Genomic DNA, 19,527 nt, shown 5'->3' on the forward strand with positions numbered 1-19,527 from the left:
GCGGGTGGGCGGGGGTGTTTTTTCGGGGGGGGGGGGGGGGGGGCGCGGCGGGGGGGGGGGGGCCCCCCCCCCCCCCCCCCCGCCCCCCCCACCCCGGCTCCTGGGTCAGCGCTCTTCGACGACCGTGCTGGCCAGGCTGACGCAGCTTCCCTCAGGCGCCGTGACACCCTTGTCGAGGGCCTGGAGGTCCGGGACGTTCAGCACCGGGGCCTCGATGGACTCGATGTCCTTGGTCATGGTGTTCTCCCAGGGAGTTCCGCGACGGGGGTGGGTCAGCGCTCTTCGATGGAGCTGACCGTGCTGATGCAGGAGCTCTCGGACTTGTCCATGTCCTTGCCGAGACCCTGGAGGCCCGGGACGCCGTGCGCCTCGACCTCGGCGGCCTCGGTCTCGTCGGTGGTGGGGTCGATGTTCTCAGCCATGGTGTTCTCCCGAGGAATCTGGTTTCGGTTTCGGGCGGAGGCTTCCGGCCCGACGCCACGAAAGCTAGGCAGGCCGGGTCCAGTACCGGCGCAGGAGCGCCATGGGAGCGGTATGTGCCCTGGTCGGCGGGGGTTTCCGGTCCGTGATCCGGGCCTGTGGCCGCTGCGGGAGCGCGACTGCCAGCGGATATACCGTTCCTGGTCCGTCCGTCTGCCGTTCCCGGCCCGGGCTCCGACAGCATCCCCCTGAGCGACCGCACGCGAGCGGCGCGCCGGGCGAGCGGGAGGGCTTTCGTGGAGCTGGCCGAGTTCATCGGGCTGCGGCCCGTCCCCTGTGCGGGCCTGTTGGTCACTCTCACCCGACGGTGTCCGTTGAGCTGCGCGCACTGCTCGACCTCGTCCACGTCCTCGGGCGAGGAGCCCGGCGCCGGTCAACTGCTGGACTTCGTAAGGTCGTTCACCTCGGACGACCGGCCCGACGTGATGCTGCTGACCGGCGGCGAACCCCTCGTGCGGCCCGCGCTCGTGAGTGAACTGGCCGTAGCGGCCGGTACGGCCGGCACCCGGAGCGTGCTGCTGAGCGGGATGTTCTTCGCCCGCGCCGACCGGATACCGGGACCCGTACTGCGGGCGATCGGCGCGGTCGACCACTTCTCGGCGAGCCTGGACGCCCACCACGAGCGGGAGGTGCCGCGCCGCGCCGTCTTCCGCGCGCTGCATCAACTGCTGGACGCGGGAACGTCCGTCAGCTTCCATCTCACCGGCAGTGGTCCGGACGACCCGTATCTCGCGAACGTGACCGCGCACATCCGCCGGGAGTTCGCGGACCGGGTGCCCATGCTCGTCAACGAGGTGCGCGCGGTGGGCCGCGCGGCCTCCTGGGCCACCGCGACCGCACACCGCCCTGCCCCCGGGCGGGTGGCGCCGTGCGCGATGGCCGCATGGCCCGTGGTGGCCTTCGACGGCACCGTGCTGGCCTGCTGCAACCAGCGAGTGGTGGACCTCAGGCCCGTCCCACCGCATCTGCGGCTGGGGCACGTCGCCGAGGACGACTGGCCGACCGTGCGCGCCCGTTCACTGGCCTCGCCGCTGCTGCGGATGGTGCGTGCCGTCGGCCCGGACCATCTGCGCGAGCGGTACGCCCCCTCGGCCTGCGGCCCCGGCCACTGCGCCGGATGCCGGGAGCTGTCCGAGCACCCCGCCGTGACCGAGGGCGCGCGACGGGACGCCTCGGGCCCGGCCGGCGAACTGCTGGACCGGGAGACCGCGCGGATGCAGGCCGACGCGGGGCCGGTGGCTCTGCTCCGGCGCTACGGCTGCCCGCCGTACGCGGACCTGGTGACGCTGCCCGGACGAACGGGGAGCGCCCGATGACCCCTGCCCGCACCATGACTCCCTCCGCCGCGCTGGACGTCAAACTCGCCCTGGCCGCGCCCGCGTTGGGCGCCGCGTTCGCCGAACTCTGGCGTCCCGAGGCGCCCGTGCTGCGCACCCGGTACCTCGCGTACCTGTACGAGATGCACGCGCTGATCCGGACCTCGGTGCCCTTGATGGAACGGGCGGCGGTCCGGTGCTCGCGGACGGCGCCCGGCGATCCGATGGCGGCGCCGCTCAGGTCGTACCTGGAGCGGCACATCGAGGAGGAGCGCGGCCACGACGCCTGGCTGCTCGACGACCTCGCCGCGGCCGGCGGCGACCCGGCGCGGACGGCGGACCGGCTGCCCTCCCCCGTCGTCGCGGAGCTGGTGGGCGCGCAGTACTACTGGATCGAGCACCACCACCCCGTCACCCTGCTCGGCTACATCCGTGTGCTGGAGGGCAACGCCCCCGCGCCCTGGCTCGCGGACCGGCTCGCCTCGCGCACGGGCCTGCCGGCCGCCGCCTTCCGTACCGTGCGCGCACACGCGGAGCTGGACGGCGGGCACCTGGCCGACCTGGACGCCCTTCTCGACTCGCTGCCCCTGACCCCCGCGCACCGGACCGCGCTGGCGGTCAGCGCCCTTCGTACGGCGGACGGGGTCACCCGTCTGTTCTCGTATCTCGCCACCACCCCAGGAGGCCCGGCATGACCGACGACCACGCACTCGACCGGCTTCGCGCGGCCGGATTCACCGTCGACGCGCTCACGGAGGAGCAGTTGGAGGTGCTCGGCGCCCTGACGCCGCACGAGCTGGACGTTCTGGAGGACATCAAGGGACGGCTGGACGAGGCGGAGCCCGAGGTTCGGGCGCACAGCGAGTTCGCCGGCGGGGCCCTGTTCTGAGGAGCGGGCCCGCGGAGGGAGCTGGACCATGAACTGTTCACCCTGCGGTCGCGCGCTGCCGTCCGGAGCGCGCTTCTGCCCCTCGTGCGGAGTGCCGTGCGCGGACGCGTCGGCCACCGAGGCGACCGAGGCGACCGAGTTCCGCAAGGTCGTCACCGTGCTCTTCTGCGATCTGGTCGGCTCCACCGCGCTGTCCGGCGGACTCGACCCGGAGACTCTGCGTTCGGTAACGCTGCGCTACTTCGACTTGATGAGACGTCAGATCGAGTTCCACGGCGGGACGGTGGAGAAGTTCATCGGGGATGCGGTGATGGCCGTGTTCGGTGTCCCCGTCGTGCACGAGGACGACGCCCGGCGCGCGCTCGCCGCCGCGCTGGGCATGCTGACCGCGCTCGACGGCCTCAACACCGAACTCGACGCGGCCCTCGGAGTGCGACTTGCGGTCCGGATCGGCGTCAACACCGGTGAGGTGGTGTCGAGTTCGGACTCCTCGGCGCGCCAGGCGCTCGTCTCGGGCGAGACCGTCAACGTGGCGGCCCGGCTGGAGCAGAACGCGGGACCCGGCCGGATCCTCATCGGCCCCGACACCCTGCGTTCGGCCGGTGCCGCGGTCCGCGCGGAACCCGTGGGACCGCTCACCCTCAAGGGCAAGGCCGAACCGGTCACCGCGTACCGCCTGTTGGGGCTCGGCGAGGACGATCCGGAGCTGGTGCGCCGCTTCGACGTGCGCTTCGTCGGCCGCGGCCCCGAACTGGCCTCGCTGGACGCCTCGTTGACGGCCGTCTCGGCTCGCCGGGGCGCCCGCCGGATCCTGGTCCACGGCGAAGCGGGCCTCGGCAAGACCCGTCTGCTGCGCGAGTGGCTGCACTCCCGCGCACCGCTCAACGGCACCGGACGGTGCCGCCCCTACGGCCACCAGGGCAGCCTCGGTCCGCTGGCCGACGCGGTGGCATCGGTCCTGGCGGCGGCACCCGCCCCGCACGGCGTCACCGAGGCACTGGACGTCCTCTCCGCCGGTCTGCTGCTCGACGGGACCCCGAACCCGACCGTGGCGGAGACCTGCGCGGCCCTGGTCGCCGTCCTGGGCGCGCTGTCCGCGCGGGGAGCAGTGGTGCTGGTGCTCGACGACTGCCACTGGGCCGCCCCGCTGCTCCTGGACGTGGTGGACCGACTGGTCCGGGAACTGGACCGGGCCCCGGTCCTGGTGGTGCTGCTGGCCCGGCCCGAACTCCTTGATGCGAGACGGGACTTGTCCGAGCCTGCGGCGCTCGCGCTGGCGAGTCTGTCGTACGACGAGTCCGCGCTGCTGGCCGCCGCGCTGACCGGGGCGACCGGGGTGACGGAGGTGACCGGGGTGACGGAGGTGACCGCCCACTGGGACGCGGCACCGAGACGGCTGCTGGAGCGGGTCGACGGCAATCCGCTGCACCTCGAACAGCTGCTGGCCGCCGCCCTGGACACCGGATCGGGGGACGAACTCCCGCCGACCGTACAGGCGTTGCTCGGGGCCCGGATCGACGCGCTGGAACCGCGCGAGCGCGGGGTCCTCGACCAGGCGTCCGTGATCGGGCGGGAGTTCACCGGCGACCAACTGACCGGGACCTGCGGCACCCAGGTGGAGGTGCGGTCGGCGCTGCTGCGGCTGAGCGGGCGGCGGCTGGTGGAGCCGGGGCCGCGGGCCTCGTTCCGGTTCACCAGCGGGCTGGTCCAGGAGGTCACGTACGCCTCGATGTCCAAGCGTGCCCGCGCCGAGGGCCACGAGCAGGCCGCCGCTCTGCCGTCGGTGCGGTCCGCCGGTCCGGCGGCCGTCGGCGGCCACCTGGAGCGGGCCTACGGCTACCGGCGCGAGCTGGGCCGTCTCGACCGCGGTGCCGAGTCGTTGCGCTCGGCCGCCGCCGAGGCTCTCGGCCTGGCCGGAGCACAGGCCCTGGCCAGGTCCGACCTGCCGTGGGCCGACGACCTGCTGAGCCGGTCGGCGGCCCTGCGCCGGCCGGGGGAACCCGGTGGGGCGGCGGCGGTCCGCCGGCTCGGCGAGGTGCGTGTCGCGCTCGGCCGGACCGAGGAGGGCCACGCGCTGCTGCTGGACGTACTGGCGTCCCCGGCCGACCCCGTGGAGGCCGCGCACGCCCGACTCGCGCTGGCCTCCGTGGCGCCGGGGAAGGAGGTGCCCGCAGAGGCGGCGGCGGCCGTGCTCGCGGTGTTCGAGCGGGCCGGGGACGAGTTGGGCCAGGCCCGCGCCTGTCTGCGGCTCGCCCAGCGCGACCAGTCCCAGGGCCGGCACGGTGCCGCCGACGCATGGCTCACCAGAGGGCTCGGGCACGCGGTGCGCGCCGACGGCGAGCCGGAACGGGCCGCCGCCCTGGGCGCGATCGGGATCTCCTTGTGGCGCGGTCCGCTGCCCGTCCCGGCCGCCTCGACGCGCTGCCGCGCGCTGCTCGACGAGCACGGCGGCGGACGCCGGGCCGTACGGATCACCCTCAACGGCCCGCTCGCCGTGCTGTCCGCGCTCCAGGACCGCTGGGCCGACGCCCGCGCGTGTCTGGCCGAAGCGGTGCGGCCGGCCGCCGAACTGGGCTTCGCCGAGACGCAGGTCGTCCTCCCGTTGTTCGGCGCGACGGTGGAGGTGCTGGCGGGTCAACTCGGCCGTGCCCGCGCCCTGTTGGACACGGCGACCGAGGCCGCGGCGCACCTGGGCCTGGCGGCGCTGAGGGACAGCGTGGCCCTGGAGTCGGCGCGACTGCACCTGGACTGCGGGGAGGTGTCGGCGGCGGCCCGCGTCCTCGCCCGGATCGACGGCGCGGACGCGTATCCGCACGCGGAGGCGGTCGAGCTGAACGGTCTGCTGGGCCGGGTCGCGGCTGCCGAGGGGCGACACGAGGAAGCCCTGCGGCTGACCGCCCGCGCGGTCCGCGCCGCCGGGCAGACCGACTCGCCCGTGGTGCGCGGGGGCGCCCTGCTCGACCGGGCCCACGCGCTCGGTGTGCTCGGCCGGCCCGAGCAGGCCGGACGGGCCGCCGCGGAGGCCCGGGCGGTCTTCGCCGCCAAAGGTCATCTGCCCGGTGTGCGGTGGGCCGAGGCACTCCTACCCGAGAACGGACATGAACGACGATGACGACAGCGCCACCTCAGGGCCTGACCTGGGGCTTCCTGGGCAGACGCCCCGACGACATCCCGGTCGCGGCCGACCGGACCCCGCCGCCCGCCGCCCTGGAGTCGGCCACCGGTCACGGCGTACGGGTGTGCGTGGTGGACTCCGGCATCGAGGGCGGCCATCCCCGCGTCGGACGGGTGGACAGTTCGTGGGTGGTCGTGAAGGACGAGGACGGGCCGAGGGTCGAGGAGACCGAGCCCGACGATCCCTGCGGCCACGGCACGGCGTGCGCGAGCATCGTCCGCAAGATCGCGCCGGACTGCGAACTGCACAGCGTGCGGGTACTGGGCGAACGGTTCTCCGGCACCGGGGACATCCTCCTCGAAGGGCTGCGCTGGGCCGTACGCCAGGGCTTCGACCTCATCAACATGAGCCTGTCCACGACCAGACCCCGCTTCGCCGAGGACCTGCACGCACTGACCGACGAGGCGTACTTCAACGGAACCGTCATCGTCGCCGCCGCGCACAACTCACCGGTGGAGAGCTTCCCTTGGCGGTTCGCCTCGGTGATCTCGGTGGGCAGCCACGGTGAGGACGACCCCGGTCTGCACCTGTACAACCCGCGCCCGCCGGTGGAGTTCTTCGCACCCGGCCAGAACATCGAGGTCGGCTGGCTGGGCGGAACCACCATCCGCACCACCGGCAACAGCTTCGCCACGCCCTACATCACCGGCCTGTGCGCCCGGGTGCTGTCGGCGAGTCCCCGGATGACGCCCTTCCAGCTGAAGAGCGCGCTCTACGCGTCCGCCGCCAACGTCCGTGAGCACCGCACGCCCGCCGCCGAGGGCGAACTGCCCTGACCTCGCGGCTGCTTGTCGTACCGATCCCCCTCAACCCTCATGTCCGTCCCCAAGGGAAGGTGTCGCCGTGCCCCTCGACCTGCAACCCGCCGCCGCGTCCCGTGACCCGCTGGCGTCCGAACTCCTCCAGTCCGTCGTCGATGTCGCCCGGGCGATCTTCGGTGCCCAGGCCAGCTCCGTCTTCCTGTTGGAGGAGGAGGCCGGGGAACTGGTCTTCCAGGCCGTGTCCGGTCAGGGCGAGGACTTCCTGATCGGCCGCCGTTTCCCGGCCGGCCGGGGCATCGCCGGCTGGGTGGCGCTCTCCGGCGAGCCGATGGTCGTCGACGATCTCACCGCCCACTCCTCCTTCGACCGCACCCTGGCCGAGTCCACCGAGTACGTGCCGAACGCGCTCATGGCGGCCCCGCTGGTCCACGACGGCCGGGTCCTGGGCGTACTGGAGGTGCTCGACCCCGCCGAGCAGGCCCGCGCCAGTCTGCCCGAACTCGATCTGCTCGCCCTGTTCGCCCGCCAGGCCGCCACCGCGCTGCGCTTCGTCCTACGACAGCAACCCACGGCGGACGAGGCGGACTTGGGACTGCCCTCGCGCCGCCGCGCGGAGGCGTCACGGCTGCTGAGCGAGCTGGGCAGCCTGCTCGGATAGGCGGGGACAGGCAGGCACAGGCAGGGACAGGCAGCACGACGGAATTCGCGCACGGGCTCGCGTGGCGCGGTTCGGCAGGGGCTTACGTAGCGAGGTTCGGTAGGGGCTTGCGTAGTTTTGCGGACGCCGCCGGTCCCGTTCCGCACGAAGATCGGTTCTGGCTGGAGGAAGACCGGGTCCACCTCATGGATCCGGTGCGCGCCGGCCGGAACCGAGGAGGCCCATGAGCGAGCAGCGTGCGCGGCAGGCACAGGCGACGGTCCACCGGAACTTCTCAAGGCAACTGGTCGGCCGGGAGGCGGAGTTGGCCGTCCTGCGGTCCGCCGTGACGGCCTGCGCGAACGGTGTCTCCACCGTCGTGGAGATCACCGGCGATCCAGGACTCGGCAAGACCAGGCTGCTGTCCGAACTGGGCGATCTGGCGCAGGCCGAGGGGCTGACGGTCCTGTCGGGTCGCGCCTCGGAGTTCGAACAGCAGCGCTCCTTCGGGGTGTTCGCCGGTCCCGTCCGCAGCTGCTTCGGCCGCCTCAAGGAGTCCGGGCACGGTCCGCTCGACGAGGAGACCTCGGCGCTGCTGGAACTGGTGCTGCCTCCCGGCTCCCGGCCCGGCCGCCACGGGTTCGCCGAGGTGGACCGGTCCCGGCTGCACCACGCGCTCGGCCGCCTGCTGACAGTGGCCGGCCAGGACCGCGGAATCCTGCTCTGTCTCGACGATCTGCACTGGGCCGACGAGGGCTCCCTGGAACTGCTCCACTACCTGCTCCGGCAGCCGCCGGGCACCCCGCTGCTCCTGGCCTGCGGGCTCAGGCCCCGGCAGGCGGCGGCCCGGCTGCGGGCGTCCTTCCGGTACGCCGTCGCGGACTACCGCGTCGAACGCCTGCCGCTCTCGCCGCTGGACCGGCGGGCGTGCTTGAGTCTGCTCGGCGCCACCCACCCGCCGGCCCGTCGCGACCGCCTCTGCGCGGTCAGCGGCGGCAACCCGCTCTACCTCGAAGTACTCACGGAACTCCCCCTGGACGGCACCGGCCCGGACGGGAGCCCGACCGATCTGCCGGACACCTTACGGGCGGCGCTGGCCCGCGAGATCGCCTCACTGACCGGGGACGAACTCTCCGCGCTGCGCGCCGCGGCCGTCCTGGGCGACCCCTTCGACCCGTTGATGCTGGGCCGGGTCGCGGGACTCGGCCACGGACCCGCCCTGGAGGCCCTCGACGTGCTCGCGGGGATGGACCTCGTCCGCCCCTGCGGCCAGAGCGGGCCGCGCCACGAAGTACGTCAACTGCTTCAGTTCAGGCACCCGTTGTTACGCGAGATCGTGTCCCGTGACACACCACCGGGCTGGTATCTGGGCGCCAACGCGCGGGCCGACGAGGCGCTGCGCGGGAACGGCGCGAGTGCCGTGGAACGCGCTCCGTTCGTCGCCCGCTCGGCACAGGCGGGCGACCTCGAAGCCGTCCGCGTCCTCACCGAGGCCGCCGCCCTCACCGCCCGTTCCGCACCCGCCGCTGGCGCCACCTGGCTGCGCACGGCGCTGCGGCTGGCTCCCCGCAACCCCGAGGGCGAAGCGGTCCAGCAGCGGCTGGAGATGCTGCTCGGCCTGGCCCGCACCTGCGGGACGACCGGCGACCTCGCCTCCTGCCGTGACGCCCTGTCCCAGGCCCTGGACCTCGTCCCGGAGGACCGTAGCGAGCAACGCATCCCGGTCGTGGCACTGCGGTCGGTGATCGAGCGCATCCTCGGCAGCACCAAGGCCGCCAAGCTCGCGCTCACGGACGAACTGGCCCGCTGGCCGAAGACCGAGTCGAAGGTCAATCCGCTGCGCCTCCAACTCGCCACCGTGGGCATGGCCCAGGGGGACTTCGAGGAAGCGGCCGGCCACCTCGACACCGTTCTCGCCCTCACTCCCCCGCCGGTCGGCAGCGGGATCCTCACCTCGGTGGCGGCCTGCCGGGCGCTGGGGGCCGCGTACAGCGGGCGGACGGGCCCGACCACGGCCGCCTACGTGTCCGAGGCGGCCTCGGCGATCGACGTGCTGGAGGACGGTGAACTGGCCACCTCCCTCGACGAGGTGGGCCAGCTCGGCTGGGCCGAGGTCCTCACCGAGCGCCACGCTGCGGCCGTACGGCACATGACCAGCGGCATCCGCGTCGCCCGGCGCACCGGCCAGAGCTACATGATGCCGTACCTGCTGCTCTGCCAGTCCTACGCGCAGCAGGGCACCGGCGACCTCGCGGGCGCCATCGCGTCGGCGGCCGACGCCGAGGAAACGGCCCATCTGATCGACCGGCCCGACCTGATCGGATACGCCCTGACCCTGCGCGCCGCGGCCACCGCGCTGCGGGACGGACCCTCGGCGGCGGCCGACGCGGCCGAACGCGCCCTGCGTCCGGCCAAGCACCGAGGCCGGCTGTGGGAGCTGTCGGCAGCCGTACTGGCCTCGGTCCGGCTCGACCAGGGGCGGCCCGACGACTGCGTCGAACTGATCCGGACCATCACCGGCATCGACCGCTCCGAGACGACCCACACCTTGCGGGCCATGTGGTTCTGTACGGCGGCGCAGGCCGAGATGGCGCGCGGCGACACCAGGGCGGCCCTCGGCCGCGCACGACAGGCCGCCGAGGCGGCGGCGGCCGTCTCGCTGCCGGGACAGTCGGGTTACGCGGCCCTCGCCATGGCCTGCGTCCGCATCGACGACCCGGGCGCGGCGGCCGAACTCTTCATCGAGGCCGCCGAGTTCTTCGCCGGCAGCCGTCTGGTCCTCGCCGAGGGCCGGGCGCGGCTCCTGCTCGGCCGGGCCCTGCTCGCCACCGGTCGGCTGGACGAGGCGGTGGCCGCGGTCGGCCGGGCCAAACAACTCGCCGACGCACACGGAGCGGGTCATCTGAGCGCGCTCGCCGGCAACGCCCAGCGCCAGATCGGCGCCCGCCGCCCTCGCTCCGCAGGCCACTCCCCCGCTCACGACGCCCTGTCCGAACAGGAGCGCCGTATCGCGCAGTTGGTGTCCCGGGGCCTGTCGAACCGTGACATCGCCTCGACGCTGTTCCTGTCGCCGAAGACCGTCGAGGCGCATCTGACCCGTATCTTCCGCAAGCTGGACGTGAGTTCACGCTCGGCGCTGGTCAGCGTGTTCGCCCAGCTCGACGCGGACCAGCGCATGGCCGGGTGAAGCGGATCCGCCCCGCATGCCGTTTCCATACCGGCGGCCAACCGGTCGCAGGCCGGCGCCGCCTAGCGTCGGCGAGGCAGGGATCATCCAACCACCCTTCGGCACAAGGGAGTTCGTCATGACGCAGAGCACCGAGTCGTTGCAGCAGCCCTCCGAGGAGTCCCCGGAGGTCGAGGCGCACTCGATCCTGGACCTCCAGAGCCTCGGCAAGTCCCACGACCGGTCCGGCTTCTGGACCTGCCTGAGCAACATCAGTTCCGCGAACGAGGAGTGACCCCCGGGCGCCGTGCGCCCTGTCCCGCCGTCAGCGAGTTCGCGTCCTGAGTGGAGGAACCATCGTGGCGGACGCCCGCGAGGCACTGCTCTACACCGTCGCCGACCCCCTCCACTACGAGACACCGAGCCGCCTGGACGACGACACGCGGTACCCGCCGGCCCACGGGGCGATTCCGCCGGGATGGCGGCGCTCCCTCTCAGGTCTGTGGGCCGTGATGACTCCTGACGACGCACCACCTGCCGGACAGGGCTGGAAGATCCACGTGTCGGCGACGCCACGCACGGCGGCGCCCGCGCTGGAACGGACGGCCGCACTCTGTCTGGCCGGTGGTGTGCCGTTCAAATTCCTGCGCAGCGACCGGGCGTTGACCACGATGTCGGGCCCGTACGCGCCCCGGAGCGCCGGCGGAAAGTTCATCACCGTCTACCCACGCGACGACCCGCACTTCACGCAGATCCTCGGCGAACTGCTCGACGCCCTCGACGGGCTCCCGGGCCCGTACATCCTCAGCGACCTGCGGATCGGCCGGGGCCCGGTCCATGTTCGCTACGGCTCGTTCGTCGCACGGCGCTGTCCGGGCGAGGACGGCAGACCGGTCCCGGCACTGGTGGATCCGTCCGGCACGCTCGTCCCCGATGTCCGGGGCCCGGTCTTCCGTGTGCCGGAGTGGGTGACGCCCCCGCCGGTCCTGGAACCGCACCTGGCCGCCCGGCGGGCCACGCGCGACGACGCCTTCCCGTACGTGGTCCACGAGGCCCTGCGCTTCTCCAACGCGGGAGGCGTCTACCGCGCCGCGCATCGCGACACCGGCCGCCCGGTGGTCCTGCGGGAGGCACGGCCGTTCAGCGGTCTGGACGACACGGGCAGCGACGCGGTGGAGCGCCTGCACCGCGAGTACCGGATCCTCATGGAACTCCAGGGACTGGACTGCGTGCCACGCCTGTACGGGCTGCACACCGTCTGGGAGCACCACTTCCTCGTCAGGGAGCACGTCGAGGGTCCGACGCTGCTGGAGGCGGTGATCGGCCGCTATCCGCTCCCGGGCCGGAACACGTCCGAGGAGGCATTCCGCGCCTACGCGGAGTGGGCGTCGAGGGTGATCGGGCATCTGACCTCGGCCCTGGACTCCCTGCACGAACGGGGCGTCTGCCTCCGGGACTTCCACCCCCGCAACATCGTCGTGCGCACCGACGACTCCGTGGTCCTGGTCGACTTCGAGTACGCCACCGGTCTCGACGTACGGGACCTGCCCCGGGTCGGTGCCGCAGGTTTCGCCGCTCCGGCCGGGGCGACGGGCGCCGAGGCCGACCAGTACGGCCTGTGGGCGACCTGGCTGTTCACTCTCATGGCGATGCCGGAGCTGACCGACCTCGATCCCACGAAGGCGGCGCAACTGGAGGCGGTCGCCCGCGACCGTTTCGACCTGTCCCCCACTGCCGTCCCCCACCGACCGGAAATCAGCGGTGGGCGCACCCCGAGCACACCCCCTCCCGCGCTCCCCGAAGCCGAAGACCTCTTCGGCTCCGACTTCGACTCCGACTCCGAGCCGTTCGACTGGCCCGCCGTGCGCGACGCGCTGGTAGCCGGGATCCACGCGGACGCGACCCCGGACCGCGCCGACCGACTGTTCCCGGCCCACTGGACCGTCTTCGACAGAGCCGGTCACACCCTCGCCCACGGCGCGGCCGGAGTCCTGCTCGCCCTCCACCGGGTGGGTGCCACGGTCCCCGCGCCGTACACCGACTGGCTCGTACGCTCGGCGCGACGCGCGGGTCCCGGAGCGGGCTACGGGCTCTACGACGGACCGTACGGCGCCGCGGCGGCACTGGCCGAACTAGGCTGCGGGGAGGAGGCGTTGGAGATCCTGTCCACCGCCCGGACCGCCGCCCCTCCGACACGCCCCGGACTGTACGGAGGACAGGCAGGCGTAGGCCTCGCCCTCTGCCACTTCGCGGAACTCACCGGCGACAGCGCGCTGTTGGACGAGGCCACGCGGATCGCGCAACGCCTAGACACCCTTCGGCGTGACGGAGCGGCGGAGGGCCTGCTCCTCCCTTCCACCGGCGGCCTCCTCGACGGCTTCAGCGGCTCCGCCCTCCTCCAGCTCCGCCTGCACGGAATCACCGGGGACCGGCGCTACCTCCCCGCGGCCCGCGCCGCTCTCGAACTCGACCTCGAACACTGCGTCACCATGCCGGACGGGACGGTCCAGGCGAGATACGGCCACCGCCACCTGGCCTATCTGGAGGAGGGCAGCGGCGGAATGGCCCTGGTCGCACGGGAGTACCTGGCCCGTGCCGACGCCCCCTCCCTCACCGCGTTCACGAGGGCCGTACGCCCCGTCTGCGCCTCCGACTTCGTCCGGGAACCGGGCCTGTTCCGGGGCCGCGCCGGACATATCGCGGTACTGAGCCTGCTCGACGCCACGGAGCAGCACACGCGGCCCGGACCAGAGGCACTCGCCTCGATCCGCAGACTCTCCTGGCACGCGATCCGCACGGGGGACGGCCTCCGTTTCCCCGGCCGGGGCCTGCTCCGCCTGTCCACGGACCTCGCGACCGGTTCGGCGGGCGTACTGCTCGCCCTGCACACTGCGTTCGAGGGCGACGGGCGGTTGGGGAGTCTACTTCCGTTCGCCGCTCAGTCGTCATCTCATTTGGCTCATCTGCGGTAACAGATAAACGTACAAGCGATGCTGGTGACGGTAAGGAAGTGCTCGGCTTTGCGCTCGGAGCGGCGGTGCAGTCGGCGGCGTCCGGCGAGCCAGGCGGGCGATGCGGTGCCTGGTACGGCTCCCGCGTAGCCACCGGCGAAGGGGGTCGTAGTCGCATCCCTTGTCGGCATAGACCTTTCCCCGTACGCGTCGTCGGGGTCCGCGCCGGGGGGCGGGCGGACGGGATGCCCTTAACCAGCAGGATCAGTGTCTGGCTGTCGCACAAATGCGCTCCTGATCACCGAACGGACGGGGCTGCACCTGTCCGTTCGGTGACCGGCTGGGTCTTCGTGTCGCACTTGCCCCGGTCGACGGGATTCGGACCTGTCAGCTCGCCCTCTTCAGGGCCCGCAGATTCACCGAATCCATCGCTCAGCGAGACCAGTCCGGCGTGGCTACGAACCCGATCGCTGCCAGCACCTCCCGGTCACCATGCCGGCGTCGGCCGCGATCGAAACCACGACCGACAGCCTGGCGAGCCGAACTAGACAACGTCGGCCGGCCCATGGTCACTGAGCCTGTTTCAACCTCACGCTGACGCGGGGTGAGGGACGAGGACGGCCTTCACCCCGCAGGTGCTTCGGTTGGCGCAGGCCTTGTCACGATGCACGATCGGCCCACGCACCTACATCAGAAGTGGATCACTATGCAGTCGGTCCGCACGACAGTCGCTGTAAGAACTGCGGCCCCGAAGGCCCCCAGACACGGTACGAGGACCCGGGCTGCGGGTGCAGGCTCCCGATCCGGGAGGAGGGCCAGCGGAATCACCGCTAAGCCACCCAAGACCGCCAGTTGCGCGATGGGATCGGCAAAGTAGTTCACGTGCGATATGGCCTGACCAGGCATCAGGTCGTGCACGCGGATGGTCCACAGAACCCCCGTGACCAGCAGCGTCGTGAGCGGAGCTGCCCACAGGCCCGGCCCGAGGCCCGCCCGCCCCCTTACCGAGCACACTGCCAGGAGGCACACCAGCCCTGCGGCCGCCGCAGCCATCCGGTCATACAAGAGCGTGGAAACGAAATCCGTGTGTGACTGGTCGTATCGACTCACCCAGCGGCCCGCAAGCGTGCCGACCGACACAGCCAGCGCCACTACGGATGGCAGGGCGAACCGCGGGATCAGCTCCGTGGCGAAACCGGTGTCGGCGCGGGCGGCCAAAGCACTCCTCAGGCTCCAGCACAGTACGAGCAGTGCTAGGAAGCACACCGCGATCGCGTCGGCGACGCCGTGCGGGGAGTGGATGCCGGGAAAGGTCAGCCAGGCCCAGTCTGCGAGCGGCCACATGTGCACGCGAAGGAAGAACCAGACTTCGTAGGCGGAACGCAGTGTTCCGGCGAAGAGCACCACGTTGACCGCCAGAGCGGCGACGAACATGCCCCAGGGCTGGGCCTCAGGTCGATCCGGCCGCACCGCTGAGGCGTACGTGCGGGCCAGTACAGCGCTCAAGGCCGCCGCGATACACACGGCCGGTGGTACGACGATCACGGCGTTCCAGTGAGGAGCTGATCCGACAGCGTCGAAGCGCCCGACCATGCCCAGTGCGGTCCCCAAGCCGAGGGCGACGAGGGAGGAGGCGGGCAGGGGAGAGATCTCCGGGCTTCTTACGGCGTCCTGCCAGATCTGGGTGCCCCAACCCAGGGCCATGAGGATGCCGGCCATGAGCGCCGGAGCCAGCGCGACGTACGGTGCCAGTGAAGTTCCCGGCAGTACCGTCTGGGCGAGCCAGCCGAACTCGTTGAGGGCCAGGGCACCCAGTAACCCGATGACCGCTGCGTCCAACCAGGTCGCCCTCAGATGCGGATGGGACAGTTGGAGCACTTTCATCCGCTGCGCGGGAGAGGGATGGTTGGCCCAGAAAGACATGAACCCACCCGGCGCACGCCACCAGCCCTGGCCTGCGGCGTTGATCCGCTGGGTCAGCTCGGCGTCGGACAGCATGGCGGTGAGGCCGACACGGGACTGGCCGGAGACAGACAGGATGTCGGCCTCGTGCTCACGTGACCGTAGGACCATCTGTGAGACCGCGAAGACAGCTGCGAGGATCAGCAGAGACCGCCCTGTGTAGTCCACCCAGAGCGGCTGGAGGAGGGCATCCCACACATCCAGCCCGTCCCTGTGCATTTCCCAGGCGAAGCTGAGCACAGGCAGGGTGAGAACCGTCAGGGTCGCCGCCAGTACACTGCGGGACAGCCAGACCAGCCGTACGTCTCCGGCGGCCACATGAGCCAGCTCATGCCTGATGATCGCCTCTACGGTTTCGGAAGGCTTGTCATCGATGCTGGCAGGCAGGATAACGACAGGGGCACCGGGCGGTCCGGTCGTGAACGGCTCCTCCCACGTGGTTACGCCCTCAACGGTTCGGGGACAGCAGCGGAGCCGCAGGCTGCGGGCCGCCTCCTCAACCTGCTCCTGCACCCCTTCAGAGACCGGCCTCAGGGGGCTGGTGCGGCGGAACTCCCGCCGAGACAGCAGCCACAGGCCGCCGACGCTGATGAGAACCACCGCTGCCGAGCCCGCCAGCGACACTGCCGTCATTCGCATCTGGACGGGCTTACCGCACCGTATCTCCCACAAACCGCGCGCCAGAACATCTTCGGGGTACCGGCGCTCGGCCTCTTCGGAACAGCCCTGCAACTGTTTCGCCCATGAGAGCCCGAGAAGCTGGTTGTGAACGAGTTGCCCCGGCAGCACCGAGACCAGCAACAGGACGCCGATGAGCAGCATGTACCTGCTGCCTGTCGGGGACCGCAAGAGGCGGAGAGCCTGCCTGCCGGGACGCGGCGACCTGTCTACCCCGGTCTGGCCCTCGGAGTTCTCCACCGGGTATGGATCATCAAGTGCCGTCACGATTCAGCTTCCCCCTGGACCGGGTCGTCGAGCGCCGTGGCGATCGCCTCGGCAAGAACCTCCGCTGCGCCAGCCCCTAGGCCGAGCCGCTGAACGAAGACGATCTGGAACCCACTGACGAACGACGCCCGCTCATCAGCAGACCAGGCTGCCCGCGGGTGAAGCGCCAGCCCCGACTCCCCCAGCGGCTCAGACTCGCGCCGCCTCAGGCGGCCCAGCAGAACAGCGGCCTTGCCGCGGACGGCCTCCGTAAGCTTGTCGGCCGCACGTCCCGCCACCCGCTCGCCCACCACACCGAGCACCCACGCCACGGCAGGCACCACATAGGTGAGCACGTCCTGGACAGGCACACCCGTGCCGACTGCCGTACCGCGGCGTCGTCGCGACCGCTCCTGCGGATCCGTGTCGAATTCTTTGAGTAACTGGTCGAATGAAGGGGACTCTTGAGACTTCTGGAGCATCTTCGCAGTCAGATTCGCGAATACCGCACTGCCGACAAGCTCCAGACTTTTCCGGTCGTAAGGTTCCGGGTGATCGTCCCGCGGTACGGGAACGGCGGATGCGGCAAGCCCACGCCCGAAGAGTGGCGACATGATCCTCCCTCAGTGCACCCGGGCAGGAATGCCCATATGGCGCAATATCGAAATATTACTGAGAGCCAATCCCTTGAGTGCCATTCAGGGAAAAAGGAGGTCAACGACCATCGGAGCTGGTACAGCCCATATTGGATGACCGAGCGGAAGCGGATCCAACGGTTCGGCTAGCCTCGATCGTTCATGAGTCTTCATCAGCTTGCCGACGGAGACTCGCTGAACCCGTGGCAAGCTGGCGCCGCTGACTACGAATTGGGCTGCCCTGCACAACGAAGAAGCTCCTGGCAAACGGGTTTTCGACCAAGATCACCCATGTCGGCTGGGAGTTTTGACTCGGTGGCGGCGTCTTCCTGTCGGCCGTCAGGCCCTGCTCGCCCTGGCCCACATGCGGCGCGGGGACACTTACGCCCAACTCGCCGCTGGATTCGGCATCAGGATCGCGACCGCGTACCGCTACATACGTGAAGCCGTCGAAACCCTGTCTGTCATCGCCCCGTCCCTGGACGAGGCGATGACGACGTAGGTATTTGTCATCCTCGACGGCACCCTGCTGCTGATCGACCGCATCGCCGCCGACACCCCGTACTGCTCCGGGAAACACAAACGCCACGGCATGAAAGTCCAGGTCCTCACCGATCCCTTCGGACGACTGCTCTGGGCCTCGCCGGCTCTGCCCGGCTCGACTCACGACCTGACCGCCTCGCGGCAGCACGTGATCATCGAAGCCCTCGCCAATGCGGGACTCAAATGCTGGGCGGACAAGGCGTATCAAGGAGTCGGCGGAACGGTCCGGGTTCCGTTTCAGGGCCGCCGCCTCCAGCGATGGAAGCATCGCCACAACACCACCCATGCCAAGATCCGCCGCCTCGGCGAGCGGGCCATGGCCACCATCAAAGGCTGACGCCTCCTGCGGAAGCTCCGCTGCAGCACCAACCGAATCACCGACCCGGTGAAGGCCGTCCTCGTCCTTCACCACGCACCAGCGTGAGGTTGAAAGAGGCTCACTGACCGCCTCCTCGGCACCGGTGTAGTGGCTGTGTTCGTCAGGGTCGGCGGGGTTGTACTTGGTGATCCAGTGCACGGAGGACGGCGGCACGTTACTTCCTACGTGATCAGAAAGGGGTGTGAGCGTAATTCGGGTCCGTCCCCGGGCTGAGCGGATGGTCGACGACCAGGTGGGGATGGCCTTTCCAGTGCCGGGTATCAGCTGCTGAGGTCGAACACACCCCACGTGGTGAACGGCTCGGCCTGGACATAGATCCTGCTTCCTCGGCCGACCGCCCGCCGACGGCCGGGGGCGGAGCCATCGGACAGAATGAGCAGGACAACGTCCGTCTGCTCGACCGACGCTTCGAGGATCTCTCCATGAGCGAGCCGGTCCTGATCCTCGCGGTAGCCGCCATAGAAGGCGACCTGCTCGCCGTGGACGGCCATCGCTTTGGCACCCCGTACACGGTTTGCCCACACCCTGACGGGACGGTCGGTGCGGTCGGGGCGGATCTCGACGAGCGGGAAGTCCGTATAGGGGCACGCCCAGGCGACGGTGCCCGACACATTCAAGGCGTAGCAGTCGAAGAGGCCGGGGATGTGAGCGTCGTCCGACGTCCAGGTGAGTTGGCCGGTGGGGCTCCAGCGGCGGATTCCCACCGGGTTCTCGTCGAAGTGCCCGACCCAGATGTGGCCGGCCTCGTCCACGAGCAGGTGCTCGATGGCGTCGCCGACGGAGAAGCACAAGGTCTCGCGGCCGAGTGCGTCGAAGACCTGGACCTGGTCCGCATCCTCATACCGGCGGGCGCGAGATGCGGCGACGACGAACCCGCCGTCGGGCATACGGTCCAGGTGCGGCCAGCGGGCCCGCACGGCGCTCAGCTCGCTGAGTTCGACGCTGCCACCCGGATCGACGGAAACGACCATCGCGTCAAAGGGCAGGACATCGCCGCCGCGCTGCGGAGCGCGTTCGGTAAGCAGCCAGTGGGCAGTGCCGAAAACGTCGACGGTGCTGGTCAGGACATGGTGCGCGTGGTGCGATCGAGGAAGGTGAGCGTAGGGAACGAGGGCGGTCTTCTGCACGAGTGGGCCCTCCTGGGTGGGCGGGCGGGCACAGCCATCGGGCGCTGAAGGGGAAGCGGCGGTCGGCGGCGCACGAGCGGCGGAGAGCGGAGCGGGGTGCCTAGACGGCATGGCCCTTTCTGGTCGTCATGAGGTGATCCTGGTCGACATCCGACCTAGGGACAAGCCATTTCGATGCGCCGTCTCATTGATCATCCACCCCGTCTACGAGGTGTGCGTTTCCCAGGATCTGCGCTGCAAGGTGATGCCGATGGTCGGTGCCGACAGGCTGCCGACAACCGGCGGCTCATCCGACTGATCTTGTGTTCGCTGCGACGCAGACCGTGTCCCAAAGGGTCAGTCCGAGGAGCCACTTGTAGCAGCAGAGAGTGGCAGCGAGACCGAGAAATACCAGGTAATTGCGTGGCGGATCCCGCGCAACGCCTGCCGGACCAACAACCTGCCCGGCCGAAAGTCACATAGGCAACAGCTTCTGTTAGGACCTCTAAGGGCTTGCCGGGAAACAAGTCGTGGCTTCCGGCTGCCGGACTCGTTGTTCTGGTATGGGGAGACCGGAGGGGATCGAGGCCGTCCTGGCAGCGA

General features: G+C 70.8%; 14 protein-coding genes and 2 pseudogenes. 10 read left to right on the forward strand and 6 right to left on the reverse strand.

All coding sequences use genetic code 11. The annotated features are described in order from the left end of the window. Positions 1-105: 105 nt before the first annotated feature. On the reverse strand, positions 106-237 hold the full coding sequence (locus tag ACIQPR_RS46670) for a hypothetical protein (RefSeq protein ID WP_403663072.1): 132 nt from the start codon (positions 235-237) through the stop codon (positions 106-108). 35 nt (positions 238-272) lie between these two features. Then, entirely contained in the window at positions 273-422 is a 150-nt protein-coding gene (locus ACIQPR_RS46675) for a hypothetical protein (RefSeq protein ID WP_365845025.1), read from the reverse strand. Between the two features lie 294 nt (positions 423-716). Here ACIQPR_RS46675 and ACIQPR_RS46680 point away from each other — a divergent pair, with 294 nt between their 5' ends. The 9 genes from ACIQPR_RS46680 (at position 717) to lanKC (ending at position 13,396) form a co-directional block, all read left to right on the forward strand. Further along, complete coding sequence (locus ACIQPR_RS46680; RefSeq protein ID WP_403663076.1) at positions 717-1,796, forward strand: radical SAM protein; 1,080 nt, start codon at positions 717-719, stop codon at positions 1,794-1,796. Then, positions 1,793-2,491: an iron-containing redox enzyme family protein gene (locus ACIQPR_RS46685; protein ID WP_403663079.1), complete on the forward strand. Its 699-nt coding sequence runs from the start codon at positions 1,793-1,795 to the stop codon at positions 2,489-2,491. Before ACIQPR_RS46680 ends, ACIQPR_RS46685 begins: the two co-directional genes overlap by 4 nt. After that, positions 2,488-2,685 carry an aroma-sacti cluster domain-containing protein gene (locus ACIQPR_RS46690; protein ID WP_403663082.1) on the forward strand — a complete coding sequence of 66 codons (198 nt, stop codon included), beginning with the start codon at positions 2,488-2,490 and terminating at the stop codon, positions 2,683-2,685. Before ACIQPR_RS46685 ends, ACIQPR_RS46690 begins: the two co-directional genes overlap by 4 nt. 28 nt (positions 2,686-2,713) lie before the next feature. Beyond that, entirely contained in the window at positions 2,714-5,797 is a 3,084-nt protein-coding gene (locus tag ACIQPR_RS46695; RefSeq protein ID WP_403663085.1) for an adenylate/guanylate cyclase domain-containing protein, read from the forward strand. Beyond that, positions 5,794-6,636 carry a S8 family peptidase gene (locus ACIQPR_RS46700; RefSeq protein WP_403663088.1) on the forward strand — a complete coding sequence of 281 codons (843 nt, stop codon included), beginning with the start codon at positions 5,794-5,796 and terminating at the stop codon, positions 6,634-6,636. Before ACIQPR_RS46695 ends, ACIQPR_RS46700 begins: the two co-directional genes overlap by 4 nt. A 67-nt stretch (positions 6,637-6,703) precedes the next feature. After that, positions 6,704-7,279 (forward strand): GAF domain-containing protein, encoded by a 576-nt coding sequence (locus tag ACIQPR_RS46705; RefSeq protein WP_403663091.1) that lies wholly within the window; start codon positions 6,704-6,706, stop codon positions 7,277-7,279. Positions 7,280-7,502: 223 nt separating this feature from the next. Further along, positions 7,503-10,445, forward strand: coding sequence for an AAA family ATPase (locus tag ACIQPR_RS46710; RefSeq protein WP_403663095.1), 2,943 nt, complete (start codon positions 7,503-7,505; stop codon positions 10,443-10,445). A gap of 118 nt (positions 10,446-10,563) precedes the next feature. Beyond that, on the forward strand, positions 10,564-10,719 hold the full coding sequence (locus tag ACIQPR_RS46715) for a hypothetical protein (RefSeq protein WP_403663098.1): 156 nt from the start codon (positions 10,564-10,566) through the stop codon (positions 10,717-10,719). A gap of 64 nt (positions 10,720-10,783) precedes the next feature. After that, a complete protein-coding gene (lanKC, locus tag ACIQPR_RS46720; RefSeq protein WP_403663101.1) occupies positions 10,784-13,396 on the forward strand; it encodes a class III lanthionine synthetase LanKC in 2,613 nt (870 codons plus the stop codon). Here lanKC and ACIQPR_RS46725 read toward each other — a convergent pair. The 3 genes and pseudogenes from ACIQPR_RS46725 to ACIQPR_RS46735 all read right to left on the reverse strand — a co-directional run. Then, positions 13,384-13,882, reverse strand: a pseudogene (locus ACIQPR_RS46725) (IS5/IS1182 family transposase); the annotation flags it as partial. The gene lanKC and the pseudogene ACIQPR_RS46725 overlap by 13 nt on opposite strands. A 183-nt stretch (positions 13,883-14,065) precedes the next feature. Continuing rightward, positions 14,066-16,159, reverse strand: coding sequence for a M48 family metalloprotease (locus tag ACIQPR_RS46730; protein WP_403663104.1), 2,094 nt, complete (start codon positions 16,157-16,159; stop codon positions 14,066-14,068). A 119-nt stretch (positions 16,160-16,278) separates the two neighbouring features. After that, positions 16,279-16,875 (reverse strand): hypothetical protein, encoded by a 597-nt coding sequence (locus ACIQPR_RS46735; protein WP_403663107.1) that lies wholly within the window; start codon positions 16,873-16,875, stop codon positions 16,279-16,281. A 262-nt stretch (positions 16,876-17,137) separates the two neighbouring features. Here ACIQPR_RS46735 and ACIQPR_RS46740 point away from each other — a divergent pair. Continuing rightward, positions 17,138-17,863 (forward strand): annotated as a pseudogene (locus ACIQPR_RS46740) (transposase family protein). 215 nt (positions 17,864-18,078) lie between these two features. On the opposite strand, the gene ACIQPR_RS46745 reads toward ACIQPR_RS46740, so the two are convergent. After that, positions 18,079-18,945, reverse strand: coding sequence for a hypothetical protein (locus ACIQPR_RS46745; RefSeq protein ID WP_403663110.1), 867 nt, complete (start codon positions 18,943-18,945; stop codon positions 18,079-18,081). Positions 18,946-19,527 lie beyond the last annotated feature (582 nt).

Source organism: Streptomyces sp. NPDC091280 (assembly GCF_044768565.1).
GTDB lineage: Bacteria > Actinomycetota > Actinomycetes > Streptomycetales > Streptomycetaceae > Streptomyces.